The following is an 18,228-nucleotide window of genomic DNA, read 5'->3' as shown; positions in this document are numbered from 1 at the left end:
AACAGTATCTAAAAAGGATGGTGCCCGTGTGCGGCACCGTCCTTTTTTATGGTATAATACTCGTACTAGTTAGTGAATGAGGTGATTTTATGGACAGCACATCCATTTATGGTGCATATGAACCGGCTCTCGAGTCCGTGATGCAGGACCTTATCGGCCGTATCCGGGCCTATAGCAGCGATACCAAGAAAAAGACCGGTGAAGCCGCTTACGAGCATTTGATCTACCGCCTGAAGGGCGAGGCCAGCATGCGGGAAAAGTGCGACCGCAAAGGGCTGCCCCAGACAGCACAGTCGGCGCTCCACCATATATACGATGCCATCGGCATCCGCATTGTCTGTTGTTTTCTCGACGATATTTATCGAGCCATTGATTTTTTGAAGAGTCAGCCCGACATTCGCGTCGTCGAAGAAAAAGATTATATCCGCAACGTCAAGCCCAACGGTTATCGCAGTTATCATCTGATTTTAGAACTGCAGGTGCCCTATGAAGATGTAACCGGCGCTAATCCGGGCCGCTTTTATGCCGAAGTCCAGCTTAGGACCATTGCCATGGATTCCTGGGCCAGCCTGGAACACCAGATGAAGTACAAGCAAGATATCAAAAATCCCCAGCTCATCATCCGGGAATTAAAGCGCTGTGCCGATGAGCTGGCGTCGTGCGACGTGTCCATGCAGACCATCCGCAATTTGATCCATGCACAAGAATAAGGAGGAATGAAGATGCGCCTTCTCTTAGCAGAAGATGAAAAAGAAATGTCCGCGGCCCTGGTCGCGATTTTGACTCATTCGGGCTATGAGGTCGATGCCGTCTATGACGGCCAGGCCGCCGTCGATAAGGCCCTGGTCCAGTCCTATGACTGTATGATCCTCGACATCATGATGCCGAAAAAAGACGGCGTTCAGGCCCTGCAGGAAATCCGGGAAAAAGGGGATATGACGCCGGTCCTCATGCTGACGGCTAAGGCCGAAGTCGATGACCGCATCACCGGTCTCGACGCCGGCGCCGACGACTACCTGACCAAACCTTTTGCCATGGGAGAACTCCTGGCCCGCCTGCGCTCGTTGACGCGGCGGTCCCAGTCCTTTACGCCGTCGAAGCTCCACGTCGGAGCCGTCAAACTCGACGTGGATGAACAGGAAATGGTCTGCTGCAGCTCCATTCGCTTGGCTAACCGAGAAACGAAGTTAATGAAGTTTTTCATGGCCAACGTCGGGAAGCCCTTATCGACGGAGCAAATTTTCGACAACGTCTGGGGCGATGAAGGTGACGTCGACGACGGCATCGTCTTTATGTACGTCTCCTATTTACGGGAAAAACTGGAAGCCATCCAGGCCGATATCGAAATCGTCGGCGAAAGAGGCCAGACCTACTTGCTCTCGGTAAAAGAAAGGAAATAGGCTTATGAACATGATCAAGCGCTTGCGCCGCAAATTTCTCATCATGGCCGTCATCGGCGTCCTGGTCGTCGTCGGCGGGGCCTTAGGACTCATCAACGCCATTGCCTATATGCGCATGAACGCCCAGGTCATGTCCGTTTTGACCTATATCATCCATAATGACGGCGCCGTGCCTCAGAAAATCGGCGGTGACGACAGCAGTTTCTTCAGCGATCCGTCGTGGACCGAAGAGACGCCGGAATTTGCCTATCAAATCCGTTTCTTTAGCGTCCTCGTCAACGGCAACGGCTATGCCGAACACATCGATATTCAGCACATTGCAGCTTTTTCTCAGCCGGAAGCCATCGAATACGCTCGGACGACTGTCGAAGAGTCGCGCGAGACCGGGCAGAAACAGGGCTTTTTCAAAAAGGGACGGGCGACCTACGCCTATATGATAAAACCCAATGACGACGGCAGTTTCCTCATCGTCATCATGGACGCTACCCGCGATGCGGCGGCCGTTACGTCCTTTATGCGCTACTCGGCCTGGTTCGGCTTCGGCTGCGTCGTCGTCTACATCCTCATTTTGGCCGCCCTCTGCAACATAGCCATCCGGCCCTTTGTCCAGAATATGGAGAATCAGAAGCGGTTCATTACCAATGCCGGCCATGAGCTGAAGACGCCTATTGCCATCATTTCCGCCAATGCTGAAGCCATTGAGATGCTGAATGGCCAAAGTCAGTGGACGGACAGTATCTTAAAGCAGGTCCGTCGCCTGTCGAACCTCATTCAAGATTTGATCCTGTTGTCCAAAATGGGCGAACGGTCGCAAGTCGATCTAGTCATTACCGACGTCAACTTCTCGGATACGGTCAAAACCGTGTCGGACTCCTTCCAGCAGCTGGCTATCGACGCTGAAAAGACGCTGACTACGGCTATTACCGACAATGTCAGACTCAAAGGCGACAGTAAATGCCTGTATGAATTGGTCAATATCCTCGTCGACAACGCCGTCAAATACTGTGACGACGGCGGCAGTATCGAAGTGGCCCTGCGCCGGTCACGGCTGGGAAATGGCGTCGTCCTCGACGTGTCCAATACCTATGTCGACGGGGCCAATGTCGACTATTCTCGCTTCTTCGAGCGGTTCTACCGCGGCGACGTGTCCCACAACAGCCAAAAGGCCGGCTACGGTATCGGCTTGTCCATGGCTGAGGAATTGACCAAATTGATGGGTGGAAAGATATTTGCGACCTATAAGGGAGATCGGATTACCTTTACGGTCCGTCTGGGATAATCTTTTGTCCGACAACGGCAGTATCTGTGCTATAATGAGGACGTGACGAATTTTACTCAGGGGGGAAGACTATGGAAATGCAAATGGAATATATTCGGAAACTGCCGGAACCGCAGGAATTGATGGAACAATTCCCTATGGATGACGGCTCAAAGGCTGTTAAAAGACGGCGTGATGAGGTCATCCAAAATATCCTTGCCGGGAAGGATGATCGATTCCTGCTCATCATCGGTCCTTGTTCTGCCGATAATGAAAAGGCTGTTCTCGATTACATCCATCGCCTGGTCAAGGTACAGGACCGGGTGAAAGACAAAATATTCATCATTCCCCGCGTTTACACCAGCAAGCCGCGGACCATCGGCGTCGGCTACAAGGGGATGCTCCACCAGCCTGATCCGGAAGGGAAGGAAGACATGCTGGGCGGCATCATGGCTATCCGCGAACTCAACGTACGGGTCGTCCGGGAAACGGGCTTTACCTGTGCCGAAGAAATCCTCTATCCGGAAATTTTCCGTTACTTATCGGACCTTTTGTCCTATGCTGCCGTTGGCGCCCGCTCTGTGGAAGACCAGGTTCACCGCATGATTGCCAGCGGCGTCGGCATTCCTGTCGGCATGAAAAATCCCACGTCCGGCGACATTTCTGTCATGCTCAACTCGATTGAAGCTGCTCAACATTCCCAAAATTTTCTTTTCCGCGGCTGGGAAGTCCGGACGACCGGAAATCCCATGGCTCACGCCATTCTTCGGGGCTACGTCGACAGCTTTGGCAATAGTCTTCCAAACTATCATTACGAAAACCTTCAGCGCCTGTATGAAGCCTACGGAAAACGGGACCTCTCCCATCCGGCCGTCATCGTCGATGCCAACCATGCCAATTCGGGAAAACGGTATCTCGAACAGATACGCATTGCCAAAGACGTCCTTCAGAGTCGTCGCCATGCTGCCGATATCAAAGACCTCGTAAAAGGCCTTATGATCGAAAGCTATCTCGAAGACGGCTGCCAGAAAATCAGTGATGGTGTATACGGCAAGTCGATTACAGACCCTTGTCTCGGTTGGGAAAAGACGGAACGCCTCATTTACGACATGGCCGACGTATTATAGAATCTGTATTCCCAACAAAAAAAGTCATCCTCATGGATGACTTTTTTTTTTAGAATGTATCGAGGAGACGATAACCTTTGCCCCGCAGGAAGGTTTCTGTTTCCATTTCCCGGGTCTTGAAGATGGCTACCGGCGTTGCCGTCTGGCGGTTGTAAGAAATGTACAAGTAGTCGATGGCGACGTTGGCCTGGCAGAGATGGTCGAGAATTTTATCCAGGCAGCCCGGCGTATCGCCCATTTCGACGGCGACGACGCGGTCCATATGGCACTGGTAACCGGCTTTTTTCAGCTCTTGGACGGCCAGTTCCGGATCGGTAACGATGAGGCGGATGATGCCGAATTCGGCGCTGTCATTGGCCAGCATGGTGTAGATGTTGATATTGGCATCGGCCAAAATGGAGGTCATCTTGCGCAGGGTGCCCTTGTTGTTTTCAGCGAAGACAGAAACTTGATGGAGCATGAAATAAGAATCCCCTTTCACGATAAATTATATAGATGTGTTCTTATTTTATCATAAAAATATAAGTTTGTACCAGAAAAAGGGAAGTTCCCCTCGAAATCAGGTAAGAAATCTGCCGGTCCATATCGAATCGTGTTATAATAGAAAAAAGAGTGCGAATCGGATGGGAGATGGGATTATGCCCTTTTCTGTTTTTGTTACGCTGTTTGTCATCATGCTGGGACTGACGAAACTGTATATCTGGATTTTTGATATGACGGAACCGATTTATGCCATCGGGGCGGCGGCGCTTACCTTGATCGCCCTGTATTTGGCTCTCTTGCCGGGGATGAAGAAAAAGGCCGAAGCCGAACAAAAGGCTGAAGCTGAAAAAAAGAACAAGGCTTTAAAGGCCCTTCATGAACGGCCGTCAGTGCCGAAAGACGACCATCCGGATACGGGGACCGATGAAGCCTTCATGGCAGCCTTTACGGCGTCGATGATCTACCATGAAATCCATGGCCATCACCGGAGCCGGGAAGAACGGGACTATGACGGCAACTGGGATGCACCGGACGATGACAGCTACTATGCCGATCCTTATGAGGAACGGCATGACGATGACTTTTTCTGAGGTTTGTATGAAGGAGACCGTTTGCCGGCGGTCTCTTTTTTGGCGTCCGTCTGTATATCAAGGCCGGAATATGATATAATGATAAATCACTAGCAACAGGCTATTTTGACCGAGTAGGATAAGGGAGGATTTTGGGGATGCGGCCTTTTGTTCATTTACACGTTCATACGCAGTACAGTTTATTCGACGGGTTGTGCAAGATTCCCGACATGGTATCGCGAGCGAAAGAACTCGATATGCCGGCTGTGGCCATTACCGATCACGGCAATATGTACGGCGTCATCTATCTGTACCGGGAGGCGAAAGCCCAGGGCATCAAGCCCATCATCGGCTGTGAAGTCTATATGACCCGCGGCAGCCGTTTCGAGAAAAAGACCAAGGAACGGCTCTGCCACCTGGTGTTGCTGGCCAAAAACAATCAGGGCTATCACAATCTCATTAAAATCGTGTCCAAAGGCTTCGTCGACGGGGAAAACAACTATCACAAGCCGCGAGTCGACTTCGATTTGCTCGAGCAGTACCACGAAGGCCTCATTGCGACGACGGCCTGTATCGAAGGTCAGGTCCCGCAGGATATCCTCAACCATAACGAGCAAGGGGCTCGGCGCTCTTTGGAACGACTGGTATCGATTTTTGGCAAAGAAGATTTCTATTTAGAAGTCCAGAATCACGGCATTCCTGAAGAAAAGACGGTCCGTACCGTCTTTAAGCGCTGGTCACAGGAATTGGGACTGAAATTGGTGGCGACCAACGACTACCATTATATCGATCAGGCCGATGCGCCGGCTCAGGAAATCAAGCTCTGCATCTCGACGGGCAGCACCCTCGACGATCCGTCCCATTTCCGATTTTATAATAATGAATTTTATATGAAGAGCGGCGATGAAATGGCCGACCTCTTTTCGGATATGCCCGAAGCCTTGGATACGACTTTGGAAATTGCCGATAAATGCAACGTCGATATCTCCTTTGACGACCGCCACTTGCCGCAGTTTCCCGTTCCCGACGGCGAAACGGATTCTTCCTATCTGCGAAAGCTCTGCGAACAAGCCCTTTCTGAAAAGTACGATCCCATTACGCCGGAAGTAAAAGAACGCCTTGATTATGAACTCGGCGTCATCGATACCATGGGGTTTCCGTCATACTTCCTCATCGTCTGGGACTACGTCAAATATGCTCGGGACCATGAGATTCCCGTCGGCCCCGGCCGTGGTTCGGCAGCCGGTTCTGTCGTTGCCTACCTCTTGGGCATTACCGGCCTCGATCCTTTGAAGTACAATCTCCTCTTTGAACGATTCTTAAATCCCGAACGAGTGACCATGCCGGATATCGATATGGACTTCTGTTATGAAAACAGAGGTCGAGTCATTCAGTACGTTACGAAAAAATACGGCATCGACCACGTCTCGCAGATCATCACCTTCGGGACCTTGGCGGCCAAAGCCGTTTTGCGTGACGTCGGCCGCGTCCTCGACATTCCCTTAAGTGAAGTGAACCGCATCGTAAAACTGGTGCCCAATGAATTGGGCATGACCCTCGACAAGGCCCTGCAGATGAGCAAAGAGTTCCGCAGTGAATACGAGTCTAACGATACGGTCCACCGTTTGGTCGATTTCGGAAAATCTCTCGAAGGCTTGGTGCGCCACTCGTCGACCCATGCTGCCGGCGTCGTCATTTCGGCGGCGCCCGTCGACGATTACGTGCCGGTCCAACACTCCAAGGAAGGCGACCTTACGACGCAGTATGAAAAGGATCTCGTCGAAGACCTGGGACTGCTCAAGATGGACTTTCTCGGCCTCAGAACCTTGACTGTCATCGGTGATACGGTCAAGATGATCAATAAGAACTACGGCATCGATTTCGACATCGATGCTATTCCTCTCGACGATCCGAAAACGTGTAAGCTTTTGACCGAAGGCGATACGGCCGGCGTCTTTCAGATGGAATCGTCTGGGATTACCAACCTGGTTAAGGAACTGGCGCCGAAGCATTTTGAAGACATGATTCCGCTCGTGGCCCTATATCGCCCGGGCCCCTTGGGCAGCGGCATGGTCGATGACTTCATCAAGGGCAGTCACGGTCAGAAGAAGGTTACCTACCTGCACCCGAAGCTGGAACCGATCTTAAAGGATACGTACGGCGTCATCCTCTATCAGGAACAGGTCATGCAGATCGCCTCGGCCTTAGGCGGCTTCTCTCTTGGTCAGGCTGACTTGCTGCGTCGGGCCATGGGCAAGAAGAAAGAGTCCATTCTGGTAGCCCAGCGGGCTAACTTCCTCGAAGGGACGCGGAAGAATAACATTTCTGATGAAATCGCCAACAAAATTTTCGACCTCATGGTCTATTTTGCCGGATACGGCTTCAATAAATCCCACTCGGCAGCCTACGCTTACGTTGCCTGGCAGACGGCTTACCTCAAGGCCCATTACCGGGCTGAGTTTATGGCAGCGACCATGACCAGTATGATCAACGACAGCAGCAAAATCAGCTACTACGTCGCCGAGTGCCGCCGCCACGGCGTCAAGGTTTTATCGCCGGATGTCAACGACAGCGTCTCCATGTTTTCCGTTCAGGACGGAGCCATCCGCTTCGGTCTGTCCGGTGTCAAGAGCGTCGGCGGCAACGCCATCGATGCCATCGTGAAAGCCAGGGAAGAAGGCGGTCCGTTTTCGTCCCTCGGCGACTTCTGCAGTCGCGTCGACTATCACTTAGTCAATAAGAGGGCCCTAGAAAGCCTGATTAAATGTGGCGCCATGGACTCCTTCGGCAAGAAGCGGTCCCAGCTCATGGCCGTCATCGATCAGGCTGTGGCCATGGGGTCCCTCAGTCAAAAAGACTATGCGTCGGGCCAAATCGGTCTCTTTGACGATACGGAAGAGGTCATGACCGACCTCGAATACCCCGATATCGAGGAATATCCCATTGAAATGCGGCTGGCCATGGAAAAAGAGTATGACGGTTTCTATTTCAGCGGCCACCCTTTGAGCAAGTATCAAGAAATCATGGATAAGCTTAGTCCCCTATCGCTGCTCTATGGGGAAGACGGGCGCCAGTATGATGGTAAGATGCTTCGTGTCGGCGGTCTGATTACGGCGAAAAAGCAGGTCATGACCAAGCGCAATGAGCAGATGGCCATCATCACCCTCGAAGACTTTACCCACGCTGTGTCGGTCGTCGTATTCCCCAAGACCTACGGCCGCTATCAGCAGTTCGTCGCCGTCGATATGGCCGTGTCTATTCGCGGCCGAGCCGATATCAACGACGACAGCATCCAGATTTTAGCCGAAGAAGTGCGGCCCCTCGGCCAGGAAACGGCGGCCTCAGACCCGCAGCCGACACCGGTCGTATCGGCTGTCGCGGCTAGAGAGGCCGGAGACTACTGGCATCCCGGTATGGGAACGAAACTCTTCATCAAGATTCCGGCCCACCTTGAACGGACTGACCTTGCCGGCCGTATCGGCAAGGTTCTGAAACAACATCCGGGCCAGGTCAAAGTTTATTTCCACCTCATGGGCAGTCGCAAGACGATTCTGACCGACGAACAGTATTGGGTCGAAACGACGGAAGAATTGCGTCAGCCCCTGCAGGCCATGCTCGAACCGCGGTCTTTAGTCGTTAAATAAATAAAAGGTGAAGAAGGAATTCCTTCTTCACCTTTTTTATTGCGGGTCGGCGATGATCTGGGCCAGGACGACGCGGTACTTGTCGTTGTACTTTCTCATGCAGGCGTTGATTTCCCGGCGGATGCGGGCGATGTTTTCTTTATTATATTCGTCAGGCGGGACGTGGATGTCGCAGATGATGTTCAAGCGGGCGTTACCGGAGGTCATGCGCAGGTGGTCCGTATGGTAGCGCGGGTATTTTTCGTGGACGATGTGGTCCAACACGTGGCGGATGGCGTCGATTTTATCGGGATCGGTACACAAGGGATCCATGTGGATGTTGAGGTCCATTTGGTAGCGGTCCTTTAATTCGTCTTCCAATACGTCGAGGGCGGCGTGGACGTCGGCCAGATTGGCCGTGTCCGGGACTTCGGCGTGAATCGTGCCGAACATCCGACCCGGGCCGTAGTCGTGGATGCGGATGTTGTGGACGCCGACGACGTATTGGCACTTTAAGGCGCTTTCTACGATGCCGTCGATGAGCTCCGGATCCGGCGCCTTGCCGAGGAGAATATTGATGACGTCTTTGGCAATGCCGTAGCCGGCGTACATGATCATGAGACCGATGGCTGTGCCGGCCGCTGCATCGACGGGGAGGGTCGTAAACTGCTGGGCGATGGTCGTGACTAAGACGCCGGTCGTCGCGATGGCATCGGTGATGCTGTCGGCGGCGGTCGCTTCATTGACGCTGGAATTTATCTTCTTTCCGATATAACGGTTGTAGACGCACATCCAGACCTTGACGGCAATGGAGATGACGAGAATCCCTAAGCTCCAGTAGGAGAATTCCATGGCTTCCGGCTCGAAGAACTTTCCAATCGACGTTTCGCAGAGCTTATAGCCGACGACGAGGATGATGATGGCAATGGTAAGCGATGCCAGGTATTCAAAGCGGCCGTGGCCGAAGGGATGTTCTTTATCGGGCGGACGGTTACTCAGTTTGGCACTGATGATGGAAATGAAAGAGGAACCCATGTCGGTCAGGTTATTGAAGGCATCGGACAAAATCCCGATACTGTTGCTGGCCATGCCGACGAGAAATTTGCTGACGAAGAGAAATAGATTACAAATGATGCCTAAGACGCCGCCGAGGATGCTGTACTGTTCACGGACTCCTTTATTGTCTGTGTCTTCATAGTTTTTTATGAAGCGGCGGATGATAAATTCAGTCATATCGATTCACCTGACTTTCTGATTTCCTCTATTATAGCAGAGTTGACGCAAGATACAAGAGATAATGAAAATGCAAATGAGAATAATATAAATGCGAAAAAATCATAATATTATCGAAAATGGGAATAATTATTACCTCTATAGGAGGGAAAATTGCAATTCCTCTTAATTTCGATATAATAAAGGGGAAGTTCAGAATTATGGTTGCAAATGAGGACCATTATACACAGGGAGGAAGTATGGACAGAAGAAAAGCTTTAATTTTTGACATGGATGGGACGATGTTTGATACGGAGCCCATTTTCTACCGTTTTTGGCGAGAGATATCGGCCCGGTACGGCTATGATTTGGATCGAACGGTCTATGATAAGATCGCAGGTCGTGACAATGTGAGGACCCGCTTTGTTTGTGAAGAGGCTTTCGGGCCGGATTATCCTTATGACAAGGTGTGCCAAGAAGAAGTGGCCCTGCAGATGGACTATTATCGACATCACGACATCCCTTTTAAACCCGGTCTCTGTCAGGTTTTAGACTATGCCCGAAAAGAAGGCCTCCTTTGCGCCGTTGCCTCTTCGTCGCCACCGTCGATGATTGAATACTTATTGGAGCGAAAGGGAATTGCGTCTTTTTTCGATGTCGTCCAGAGTGGGGAAGAAGTGCCGCACGGAAAGCCTGATCCGGATATCTTCCTCATTGCTTGTGAGAAGCTCGGTGTCTTGCCGGAGACGGCCCTGGTCATGGAAGATTCAGAAAACGGCATCTTGGCAGCCCATCGGGCCGGAATTCCGTCCATTTGGATTCCGGATATGGTTGAAATTGATAAAGAGGTGCAGGCCATGGCCTGGCATATTTGTCAAAGTCTTGCCGAAGTACCTGATCTCCTTGAAAAAAATACGGCCCGGGACTGATTGTTTTCAGTCTCGGACCGTGTCGGTCAAATGTTGCGGGCGACGAGTTTTTCAAGGGGCTCGTCTGGTCGTTTGAAGGGAATGTCCGGCTTTTCTTTTAAATAATCGAGAGCAAAACCGAGGCAGGTTGCTGCTCCGTAGGGCAGGCAGTCTTCATCGAGGTCGAATTCCGGCGTATGATGATTGGCGCCGCAGCCTTTTTCTTTATTTTCGATGCCCGTAAAGATCAGGACGCCGGGGTAGAGGCGAGCCGTGAGGGCAAAGGTTTCCGACGCCATCCAAGGCTGGCAGTCCGTTAAGACGTCGGGGCCCAGATACTTTTTGACGGCCTCGCGGGCGATACCGACGCAGGTAGGATCATTTTGGACTTCGAATAAGGGGTCGGGCATGTGCAGAATCTCATAGCTGCACCCATAGGTTTGGCAGGAATTTTTTAGGATGTCCTGAAAGGCTTCGTAAAAAGCTTTTCCGGCATTGTCGTAACTGAAGAAACGCGACGTTCCCGAAAAGGTCAGGGAATTGGGGATGACGTTTAGTGTGTCGCCGCTGTGCAGGCTGCCGATGGAATAGGTCAGGCATTCCTTGGGCGGGACGATGCGCATACGAAGGGCCTGGAGGTTGCCGTAGAAATCGTGGAAGCAGTCAATCGGGCTCTGGGCCAGGTCCGGTCGGGATCCGTGGCCGCCGTGGCCGTCGATGCGGATTTCAAAGCCAAAGCCTCCGGCCATGGGAGCTTCGTCGCAGATGGCGATTTTCCCTGCCGGAATGTCCCAGCGGACGTGGGTGGCATAGCAGGCATCGACGTGCCACGGACTGTCCTGTTCGAGGTAGCGCAGGAGGTATTCAAGCGGTCCGGAGGCTTCTTCGCCGCGTTCAAACATGAAGAGGACTGTGCCGTCCCACTGGTCCTTCCAGCGGTTTAAAAGTTTGGCGGCGACGAGCTGCATAGCCATGTGGCCGTCGTGGCCGCAGGCGTGCATGACGCCGTCGTGGTGAGAGCGGCAGACACGAGGGACGGAGAGATTCTTTTCACCCTCCGTAATTGGCAGGGCATCGACGTCGGCCCGAAGGAGCAGGGTCTTTCCCGGTCCCTTGCCGTCAATCCAGGCGATGAGGCCGCCCTTGTCGACGATGCGGTAGGAGATGCCGTATTCATCGAGTTTTTGGGCAATATAAGCAATGGTCCGGTCTTCTTGTTTTGATAATTCCGGATATTCGTGGAAATGGCGGCGCAGGGCGATGAGTTCTTCCTGTTCCTCTTTTACAGCTTCAAAGATATTGATCATGTGAGATGCCTCCTTCAGGCTACTCTTCGATTCCCAGGCGGGCAGGGATACCTTTATCGAAGGGATGCTTTATCTTTTTGATTTCCGATACGTAGTCGGCAAGATCCACGAGGGCCTGACTGGGATTGCGCCCGGTCAGGACGACTTCGGTGTTAGCCGGCTTTTCGTGTAAAAAACGGCGGACTTCTGCTTCCGGGACCAGCCCCAGGGCGCAGGCTCCGATGAGTTCGTCGCAGACGGCAAGATCGGGCTTGTTGTCACGGCAGAAGGTGCGGACTTCGTCGAAGAGGGCTGTCTGGGCGGCCTTCGTCTCCTCTTTCTCCGCTTCCGTCATCTGGAAGGTGAATTTTAAGATGGGTTTTCCCCGAAGGACGGTAATGGCCGGAATCTGCTCCAGTGACGTGAGCTCTCCCGTCGGCCGCCCTTTTAAAAACTGGGAAAAGAGGACGCGTCCCCCACGGCCGGCACAGCGCAGGGCCAGCCCTAATGAGGCCGTCGTCTTGCCTTTGCCGTCGCCGCAGTATAGATGTATTAAACCAGTGTCCAAGAGATTACCTCCTTTTTATGTTCCCTGGCGGACTGTTATGTTCACCTTATGAGTGAATTATATCATAACGATAGGCTATCAGATAGTGGTCAGTACCGTCTATTCGTGTTATAATATAACATCATTAATTTCTAAAGGAAAGGGGGCCGGGATGATGGAAGAACGAGCGCATCAACTGCTTATGGCACTGGAAGATGCCGGGTTTGAAGCGTATGTCGTCGGCGGAGCTGTCCGTGATCTGCTCATGGGACGGACGCCTCATGATTACGACATTGCAACGTCGGCCCGGCCTGACGATATCCGCCGCGTCGCTGAAGAAAAGGGCTGGCATACGGCGGAAATCAACGCCGAAGCCTTTGGCATCGTCGTCGTCGTCCTTGAGGGACAACCCTTTGAAGTTGCTACTTTTCGCGGTGAATCTTACGGTACTGACAGCCATCGGCCGGAATCGGTTTGGTATGCCGAGTCCCTTCGCGAAGACGTGCTGCGCCGCGATTTTACCGTCAACGCCTTGGCCATGGACAGAAGCGGTGAGATTTACGACTATGTCGGCGGCCGAAAGGATTTGAAGAAGAAACGGCTGGTTACCGTCGGCGATCCCGTGCGTCGTTTTCAGGAAGATGCCCTGCGCCTCTTTCGCCTGTGCCGTTTTGCCGGTCAGCTCGATTTTATGGCCTCCAAGGAAACCGTAGCTGCCATGCCGTCGGCCTTTGACCGCGTTTCCGGCTTGTCCCTTGAGCGAGTCGTCAGTGAACTTGACCGACTGATGGTGACACCGGCTTCTTTTCGCGGCTTGGATATTCTTGTCCGCAGCGGCCTTGCAGCCTGTTCGTGCCGTCAAAAAGAAAATGGGGTTTATACGGCGATTCCCATCCTGCCGGAATTAGGTCACTTGCCCGATACGCCGCAGTCGAAGCCCTTCCATCTTTTTGATGCCTGGGTGCATACCTTGGCGACAGTGGCTCATACGCCACCTGATCTGACTGTTCGCTATGCCGCCTTATTTCATGACATCGCCAAGGGCCTGCCCGGCATCCGCGGTGAAAAGAAAGGACGTTATACCGATTACTGCCACGATTCGCTGGGGGCCGATATGGCCAAAGAGATTTTGCTGCGCTGGCGTAAGAAACCGGCCTTTGCCGATCGTGTGGCCTGGCTGGTCAAGACCCATATGAAATTTCACTTTTTTGCCAATACGGCTGAAGGGGACGTCGACAAGTGGCTTCGCCGCGAAGCCCTGCAAGGGCCTTTTCACCGGACAGAAGAACTGGCTGAAGCCATCCGCCAGGCGACGGCGCTGTCCGTCGGCGATATCATCGGCTGCGGCCGGCCTGACTCTAATACGGAAGGGACAGAATCCTTTGGCGAGTATATGGCCATGCTGGCAGAGGCCATGCCGGTCAGTACGAAGGATCTCGTCTATGACCGCCGCATTCCTGATCTGTGTCGGAACCGGACCGGTCAGTGCCTGCGCATCCTGTTGAAACGGGTTCAGAATAAGGATCTCGTCAACGATGCCGATGCCTTGGCGGCGGCAGCCCGGCGCTGGATGGAACGCCATGAAGGGGATGCAAATCATGGATAATACCGAAAAAAGAGAGAATCGCTATATCCGTTTCCATATCGCCGTCTGCGTTTTCTTTATGATGCTCCTTTCAGCAGCTGTCCTGGGCGCCCTTTTTTATCATCAAGTCCTTCATCATGATGATATGATGGCCATGGCCGAGATGCAAAGTGAGACGGAACGGAATCTTCAATCGCCGCGAGGCATGATCCTCGATCGCAATGGCAAGGTTTTGGCCATCAGTGAAATGTCGAAATCACTCTACGCCGATCCGACGATGCTCAATGAACCGCCGGAAAAGGTGGCGGAGCTTTTGGCACCGTACCTTCGCATTTCTCAGGATGAAATACTGCGGCGCCTTAAAGAAGACACGGCCTTTGTCTGGCTCGACCGCCAGATGGACCACGATAAATACGAAGCCGTCGAAGAGGTCATCAAGGGCGAAAAGCTGCACGGTCTCGTCTTTCGCGATGAAAACCGCCGCTTTTATCCTAACGGCTCCATGGCGGCTCAGGTCATCGGCTTCGTCGGCGATAATGACCGCGGCCTCGATGGTATCGAAATGATTCTCGACGATGAAATCCGTGGCAACAAGCAGACCTTCCGCCTTCAGACCGACAGCAATAACATTCCGGTCTTTGAATCGGCCTTGAAGAAATTCCTGCCCGATAAAGAACGGTCGGTCAGCCTTACCCTTGACAGTACCATTCAGTACCTGGCTGAAAAAGAATTGGACGGCATCATGAATCGAAACAAGCCGGAAGGGGCTGCCATCATCGTCATGAATCCCAAGACCGGTGAAATTTTGGCCATGGCCAGCCGGCCGACCTATGATTTGAATCATTATGGCAAGGGCGATAAAGAATCGTATCGGAACCGGGCCGTCGTCAACGTTTATGAACCGGGATCGACCTTTAAGCCACTCATGGCAGCGTCGGCTCTCGACTCGGGGAAATGGAGCGTCAGTGACGTCTATCACGATACGGGTTCCATTCAGGTAGCCGATCGGACGATGCATAACTGGGATGAGAAGGGCCTTGGAAATGTCACCCTTCGAGAAATCATTATGTACTCTATTAATACCGGTATGGTCCACATTGCTGTAAAAGCAGGCGGAAAATTATTGACCGAATATGCTCACCGTTTCGGCTTCGGTTCGATTACGGGCATTGAACTTCCGGGCGAACAGGAGGGTATCCTATTTTCGCCGAGTACCATGTCCATCGTCGATACGGCCTCCATGGGGATTGGCCAGGGGATCGCCGTCACGCCGCTGCAAATGGTCCAGGCTTTCAGTGCGATTGCCAATGATGGCCACATGATGAAGCCTTTTATCGTGAAAGAAATCGACAATCCCGACGGATCGGTTTACGAAAAGAAAGAACCCGTTGAAGTCGGTCAGCCTATTAAGGCGGAAACGGCGGAAACCATCAGTAAATTTATGGGAGAAGAAATTTCTTCCGGCGGCGGCCAAAATGCAAAAATAGAAGGATATACCTTTGCCGGTAAGACCGGGACAGCCCAGAAGAAGACGGCTGACAGCACGGGCTATGCCGAAGGGCAGTATGTCGGTTCCTTCATCGGCTTTGGTCCTGTAGAAGATCCGCAGTTCCTGGTTTTAATCGTCGTCGATGCACCGAGCGGCGTCTATTACGGGGCTCAGGTTGCGGCCCCGGTCTTTAAGGATTTGATGACGGAAATCGTTCGCATGAAAGGCCTGCGGCCGACTTCCGATACAGGACTTAAGCCCTTGGCTCCGCTGGTTACGGCGCCGCCGAGAGTCATCCCTCCTGTCCATCAGACAGAGGACGGGGTCCTCATCCCGTCCTTTATCGGCTGGAGTACGCGGGAAGTCAACGACTGGCTTAATGAAGCCGGCCTGGGCTTTGTTCCAAAAGGGATGGGAAGTGCCGTTCAGCAGGATCCGAGGCCGGGAAGCTATGCGCCTTCCGGAAGTGACGTAACGGTCACCTTTAAACGCTGAACGGATACAGTATCATAGTTCTAATTAGGGGGAATATCATGCAATTACTCAATGGGAAAGATGTGGCGGCCTTTCATGGCAAGCGCATTGCCCAACAGATACAGGATGTTCAGGAAAAAAAGGGGATTGATCCTGAACTTGCCATCGTCGTCGTCGGTGACGATGCGCCGTCGGTTATGTATGCGGCGTCCATGAAGCGGACTGCCGAGTCCGTCGGCCTCAATGCCCGTATCTGTCAGGAGAAGGAAGGGGCAGGTGAAGACGAGCTTTTGCTCCTCATCGACAGGCTCAATGAGGACCCGTCGGTCTTTGGCATCCTGTTGATGATGCCCTTGCCAAAATCAATTGACAGTCAGCGCATCATCAATCGCATCGATCCGTCAAAAGACGTCGACGGACTGACTGATGCTAATATTGCCAATCTGTATACGGGAAGGGACGGATTTGTACCCTGCACGCCTCAGGCTGTCATGGCTATCCTCGATTATTATCATATTTCGCTGAGCGGAAAAGAAGTGGTCATCATTGGCCGCAGCCATGTTGTCGGAAAACCGCTGGCTCAGCTCTGTCTTTCACGCAATGCGACGGTGACCGTCTGCCATAGTCGGACGAATGATCTCAAGGCCGTCTGCCAAAGGGCCGATGTCATTATGGCAGCGGCTGGCAAGGCCGGCCTTGTCACCGGCGATATGATAAAACCCGGTGCTGTCGTCGTCGATGTCGGCATCAACCGCGTCGACGGTAAGACCGTAGGCGACGTCGCCTTTGAAGACGCCGCTCTTCGTGCCGGAGCCATCACGCCCGTTCCGGGCGGTGTCGGCGCCGTGACGACGATGATGATTCTTGAAAACGTCGTCTGCGGCATCGCCCGGACAGAATCTATTTTATAACAGAGAGGGGAGTATCTATGAATATTTTAGATAATTTTCTAGTTCATTATTTACGTCGCTTCGATAGAGATTGTTTTACCGTACGACTTCACGATAAGACTTATACCATTGGCGAAGGAACGCCCTTGTTCAATATTGTCATCAACAAAGACATCCCGAAGAAAGAGCTCCTGGCTTCGACGTCACTGGCTCTCGGTGAAGCCTATATGCGCAAAGATGTGGAAATCGAAGGAGACTTATTCACGGCCTTGCGCTGCCTCTTGTCGCAAAACAGTCAGTTCTCGCTGGATAAATCCTTCTTTAAGCGTCTGCTCTATCCGTCGGAATCGAAGAGCGCTCAGAAGCAGCAGGTTTCGTCGCACTATGATTTAGGCAACGACTTCTATGCCAAATGGCTCGATCCGTCCATGAGTTACTCTTGCGCCTACTTTAAAAAGGACGACGACACACTGGAACAGGCTCAGCACAATAAAGTCCACTATATTTTGGAAAAACTGGCCCTTGAAGAAGGGATGACCCTCCTCGATATCGGCTGCGGCTGGGGCTACCTCCTCATCGAAGCCGCTAAGAAATACGGTATTAAAGGCTATGGTTGCACGTTGAGTAAGGAACAGTGGAAGAAAGGCCAGGAACGGATTGAAGCCATGGGCCTTCAGGATAAGGTTCAGATAGACCTCGTCGATTACCGCGACCTCGTTGCCGAAGGCCGCCAGTATGACCGCATCGTCAGCGTTGGCATGTTGGAACACGTCGGTCGTTCCAACTATCCTTTATATATGGAAACGGCCAGCCACCTCTTAAAAGACGGCGGCATGTTCCTGCTCCACTACATCAGCGGCCACGACGAAAGCATCGGCAACCCGTGGATGAGAAAATACATCTTCCCGGGCGGAACCTTGCCGTCGCTCCGTGAAATCGTAAGCCTTGCTTATGACAATGACTTCCAGGTCATCGACGTCGAAAGCCTGCGCCGTCATTACTACAAGACGTTGATGTGCTGGTTCGACAACTTCCAGAAGGTTCGCGACGAAGTCATCGCTGCCAGAGGCGAAGAATTTGCCCGCATGTGGGATCTCTATCTCTGCGGCTGCGCCGTCTCCTTCTACATCGGCAATATCGATCTTCATCAGATCTTGATGACCAAGGGAAGTAAGAACGACCTGCCTATGACTCGTTGGTACTAATGGACTTCAATAGTACTTCTTTGTAAAGCGAGAAAAATCGAATATCCACTGAGAGAGGACCTTTTGTGACATAACTATCACAAAAGGTCCTCTCTTTTGGCATAAATATGCCTGCTGCGGCAGACTTCCAGAGTGGACGTACCATTTTAACTATTTACGTAGTGTTTACGTA

15 protein-coding genes are annotated in these 18,228 nt (G+C 52.4%); 11 read left to right on the top strand and 4 right to left on the bottom strand.

Features of this window, described 5'->3' with window-relative positions; genetic code table 11:
* The first annotated feature begins 89 nt into the window (after positions 1-89).
* From UCI88_RS02695 to UCI88_RS02680, 4 genes are all read left to right on the top strand, one after another.
* Positions 90-710, top strand: coding sequence for a GTP pyrophosphokinase (locus UCI88_RS02695; protein WP_256179756.1), 621 nt, complete (start codon positions 90-92; stop codon positions 708-710).
* 12 nt (positions 711-722) lie between these two features.
* Positions 723-1,400 (top strand): response regulator transcription factor, encoded by a 678-nt coding sequence (locus tag UCI88_RS02690; RefSeq protein WP_044504475.1) that lies wholly within the window; start codon positions 723-725, stop codon positions 1,398-1,400.
* 4 nt (positions 1,401-1,404) lie between these two features.
* A complete protein-coding gene (locus tag UCI88_RS02685; RefSeq protein WP_065359409.1) occupies positions 1,405-2,679 on the top strand; it encodes a sensor histidine kinase in 1,275 nt (424 codons plus the stop codon).
* Positions 2,680-2,750: 71 nt separating this feature from the next.
* A complete protein-coding gene (locus UCI88_RS02680; protein WP_044504469.1) occupies positions 2,751-3,785 on the top strand; it encodes a 3-deoxy-7-phosphoheptulonate synthase in 1,035 nt (344 codons plus the stop codon).
* A 49-nt stretch (positions 3,786-3,834) separates the two neighbouring features.
* Here the strand turns inward: UCI88_RS02680 and UCI88_RS02675 are convergent, their stop codons facing one another.
* On the bottom strand, positions 3,835-4,245 hold the full coding sequence (locus UCI88_RS02675) for an amino acid-binding protein (RefSeq protein ID WP_044504468.1): 411 nt from the start codon (positions 4,243-4,245) through the stop codon (positions 3,835-3,837).
* Between the two features lie 178 nt (positions 4,246-4,423).
* On the opposite strand from UCI88_RS02675, the gene UCI88_RS02670 reads away from it, so the two are divergent.
* Both UCI88_RS02670 and UCI88_RS02665 read left to right on the top strand, forming a co-directional pair.
* Positions 4,424-4,858 (top strand): hypothetical protein, encoded by a 435-nt coding sequence (locus UCI88_RS02670; RefSeq protein ID WP_044504466.1) that lies wholly within the window; start codon positions 4,424-4,426, stop codon positions 4,856-4,858.
* A 137-nt stretch (positions 4,859-4,995) separates the two neighbouring features.
* Complete coding sequence (locus tag UCI88_RS02665) at positions 4,996-8,481, top strand: DNA polymerase III subunit alpha (protein WP_256179758.1); 3,486 nt, start codon at positions 4,996-4,998, stop codon at positions 8,479-8,481.
* A 36-nt stretch (positions 8,482-8,517) separates the two neighbouring features.
* On the opposite strand, the gene UCI88_RS02660 is transcribed toward UCI88_RS02665, so the two are convergent.
* Entirely contained in the window at positions 8,518-9,693 is a 1,176-nt protein-coding gene (locus UCI88_RS02660) for a cation diffusion facilitator family transporter (protein WP_044504463.1), read from the bottom strand.
* A 239-nt stretch (positions 9,694-9,932) separates the two neighbouring features.
* Here UCI88_RS02660 and UCI88_RS02655 point away from each other — a divergent pair, with 239 nt between their 5' ends.
* Positions 9,933-10,601 carry an HAD family hydrolase gene (locus UCI88_RS02655; protein ID WP_256179759.1) on the top strand — a complete coding sequence of 223 codons (669 nt, stop codon included), beginning with the start codon at positions 9,933-9,935 and terminating at the stop codon, positions 10,599-10,601.
* A gap of 26 nt (positions 10,602-10,627) precedes the next feature.
* Here the strand turns inward: UCI88_RS02655 and UCI88_RS02650 are convergent, their stop codons facing one another.
* Both UCI88_RS02650 and UCI88_RS02645 read right to left on the bottom strand, forming a co-directional pair.
* Positions 10,628-11,887: a M20 metallopeptidase family protein gene (locus tag UCI88_RS02650; protein WP_256179760.1), complete on the bottom strand. Its 1,260-nt coding sequence runs from the start codon at positions 11,885-11,887 to the stop codon at positions 10,628-10,630.
* A gap of 19 nt (positions 11,888-11,906) precedes the next feature.
* On the bottom strand, positions 11,907-12,434 hold the full coding sequence (locus UCI88_RS02645) for a cob(I)yrinic acid a,c-diamide adenosyltransferase (protein WP_256179761.1): 528 nt from the start codon (positions 12,432-12,434) through the stop codon (positions 11,907-11,909).
* 154 nt (positions 12,435-12,588) lie between these two features.
* Here UCI88_RS02645 and UCI88_RS02640 point away from each other — a divergent pair, with 154 nt between their 5' ends.
* From UCI88_RS02640 to UCI88_RS02625, 4 genes are read left to right on the top strand one after another with little or no spacing between them, the layout of a single operon-like run.
* A complete protein-coding gene (locus tag UCI88_RS02640; RefSeq protein WP_256179779.1) occupies positions 12,589-14,019 on the top strand; it encodes a CCA tRNA nucleotidyltransferase in 1,431 nt (476 codons plus the stop codon).
* Positions 14,012-15,982, top strand: coding sequence for a penicillin-binding protein (locus UCI88_RS02635; protein WP_230198097.1), 1,971 nt, complete (start codon positions 14,012-14,014; stop codon positions 15,980-15,982). The genes UCI88_RS02640 and UCI88_RS02635 overlap by 8 nt, the downstream gene beginning before the upstream one ends.
* A 38-nt stretch (positions 15,983-16,020) precedes the next feature.
* Positions 16,021-16,872: a bifunctional 5,10-methylenetetrahydrofolate dehydrogenase/5,10-methenyltetrahydrofolate cyclohydrolase gene (locus UCI88_RS02630; RefSeq protein ID WP_256179762.1), complete on the top strand. Its 852-nt coding sequence runs from the start codon at positions 16,021-16,023 to the stop codon at positions 16,870-16,872.
* A gap of 17 nt (positions 16,873-16,889) precedes the next feature.
* Positions 16,890-18,056, top strand: a complete 1,167-nt coding sequence (locus UCI88_RS02625) for a class I SAM-dependent methyltransferase (RefSeq protein ID WP_044504451.1) — start codon at positions 16,890-16,892, stop codon at positions 18,054-18,056.
* Positions 18,057-18,228 lie beyond the last annotated feature (172 nt).

It is taken from the genome of Megasphaera massiliensis (assembly GCF_036305205.1).
Taxonomy (GTDB): Bacteria; Bacillota; Negativicutes; order Veillonellales; family Megasphaeraceae; genus Megasphaera; species Megasphaera massiliensis.
This window is presented reverse-complemented; position numbering and strand designations above follow the sequence as displayed.

Coding starts and splice junctions, on each gene's coding strand:
- UCI88_RS02640 (WP_256179779.1), top strand. CDS start 12,589: ATGGAAGAACGAGCGCATCAACTGCTTATGGCACTGGAAGATGCCGGG.
- UCI88_RS02680 (WP_044504469.1), top strand. CDS start 2,751: ATGGAAATGCAAATGGAATATATTCGGAAACTGCCGGAACCGCAGGAA.
- UCI88_RS02690 (WP_044504475.1), top strand. CDS start 723: ATGCGCCTTCTCTTAGCAGAAGATGAAAAAGAAATGTCCGCGGCCCTG.
- UCI88_RS02675 (WP_044504468.1), bottom strand. CDS start 4,245: ATGCTCCATCAAGTTTCTGTCTTCGCTGAAAACAACAAGGGCACCCTG.
- UCI88_RS02685 (WP_065359409.1), top strand. CDS start 1,405: ATGAACATGATCAAGCGCTTGCGCCGCAAATTTCTCATCATGGCCGTC.
- UCI88_RS02665 (WP_256179758.1), top strand. CDS start 4,996: ATGCGGCCTTTTGTTCATTTACACGTTCATACGCAGTACAGTTTATTC.
- UCI88_RS02625 (WP_044504451.1), top strand. CDS start 16,890: ATGAATATTTTAGATAATTTTCTAGTTCATTATTTACGTCGCTTCGAT.
- UCI88_RS02630 (WP_256179762.1), top strand. CDS start 16,021: ATGCAATTACTCAATGGGAAAGATGTGGCGGCCTTTCATGGCAAGCGC.
- UCI88_RS02695 (WP_256179756.1), top strand. CDS start 90: ATGGACAGCACATCCATTTATGGTGCATATGAACCGGCTCTCGAGTCC.
- UCI88_RS02635 (WP_230198097.1), top strand. CDS start 14,012: ATGGATAATACCGAAAAAAGAGAGAATCGCTATATCCGTTTCCATATC.
- UCI88_RS02660 (WP_044504463.1), bottom strand. CDS start 9,693: ATGACTGAATTTATCATCCGCCGCTTCATAAAAAACTATGAAGACACA.
- UCI88_RS02655 (WP_256179759.1), top strand. CDS start 9,933: ATGGACAGAAGAAAAGCTTTAATTTTTGACATGGATGGGACGATGTTT.
- UCI88_RS02670 (WP_044504466.1), top strand. CDS start 4,424: ATGCCCTTTTCTGTTTTTGTTACGCTGTTTGTCATCATGCTGGGACTG.
- UCI88_RS02650 (WP_256179760.1), bottom strand. CDS start 11,887: ATGATCAATATCTTTGAAGCTGTAAAAGAGGAACAGGAAGAACTCATC.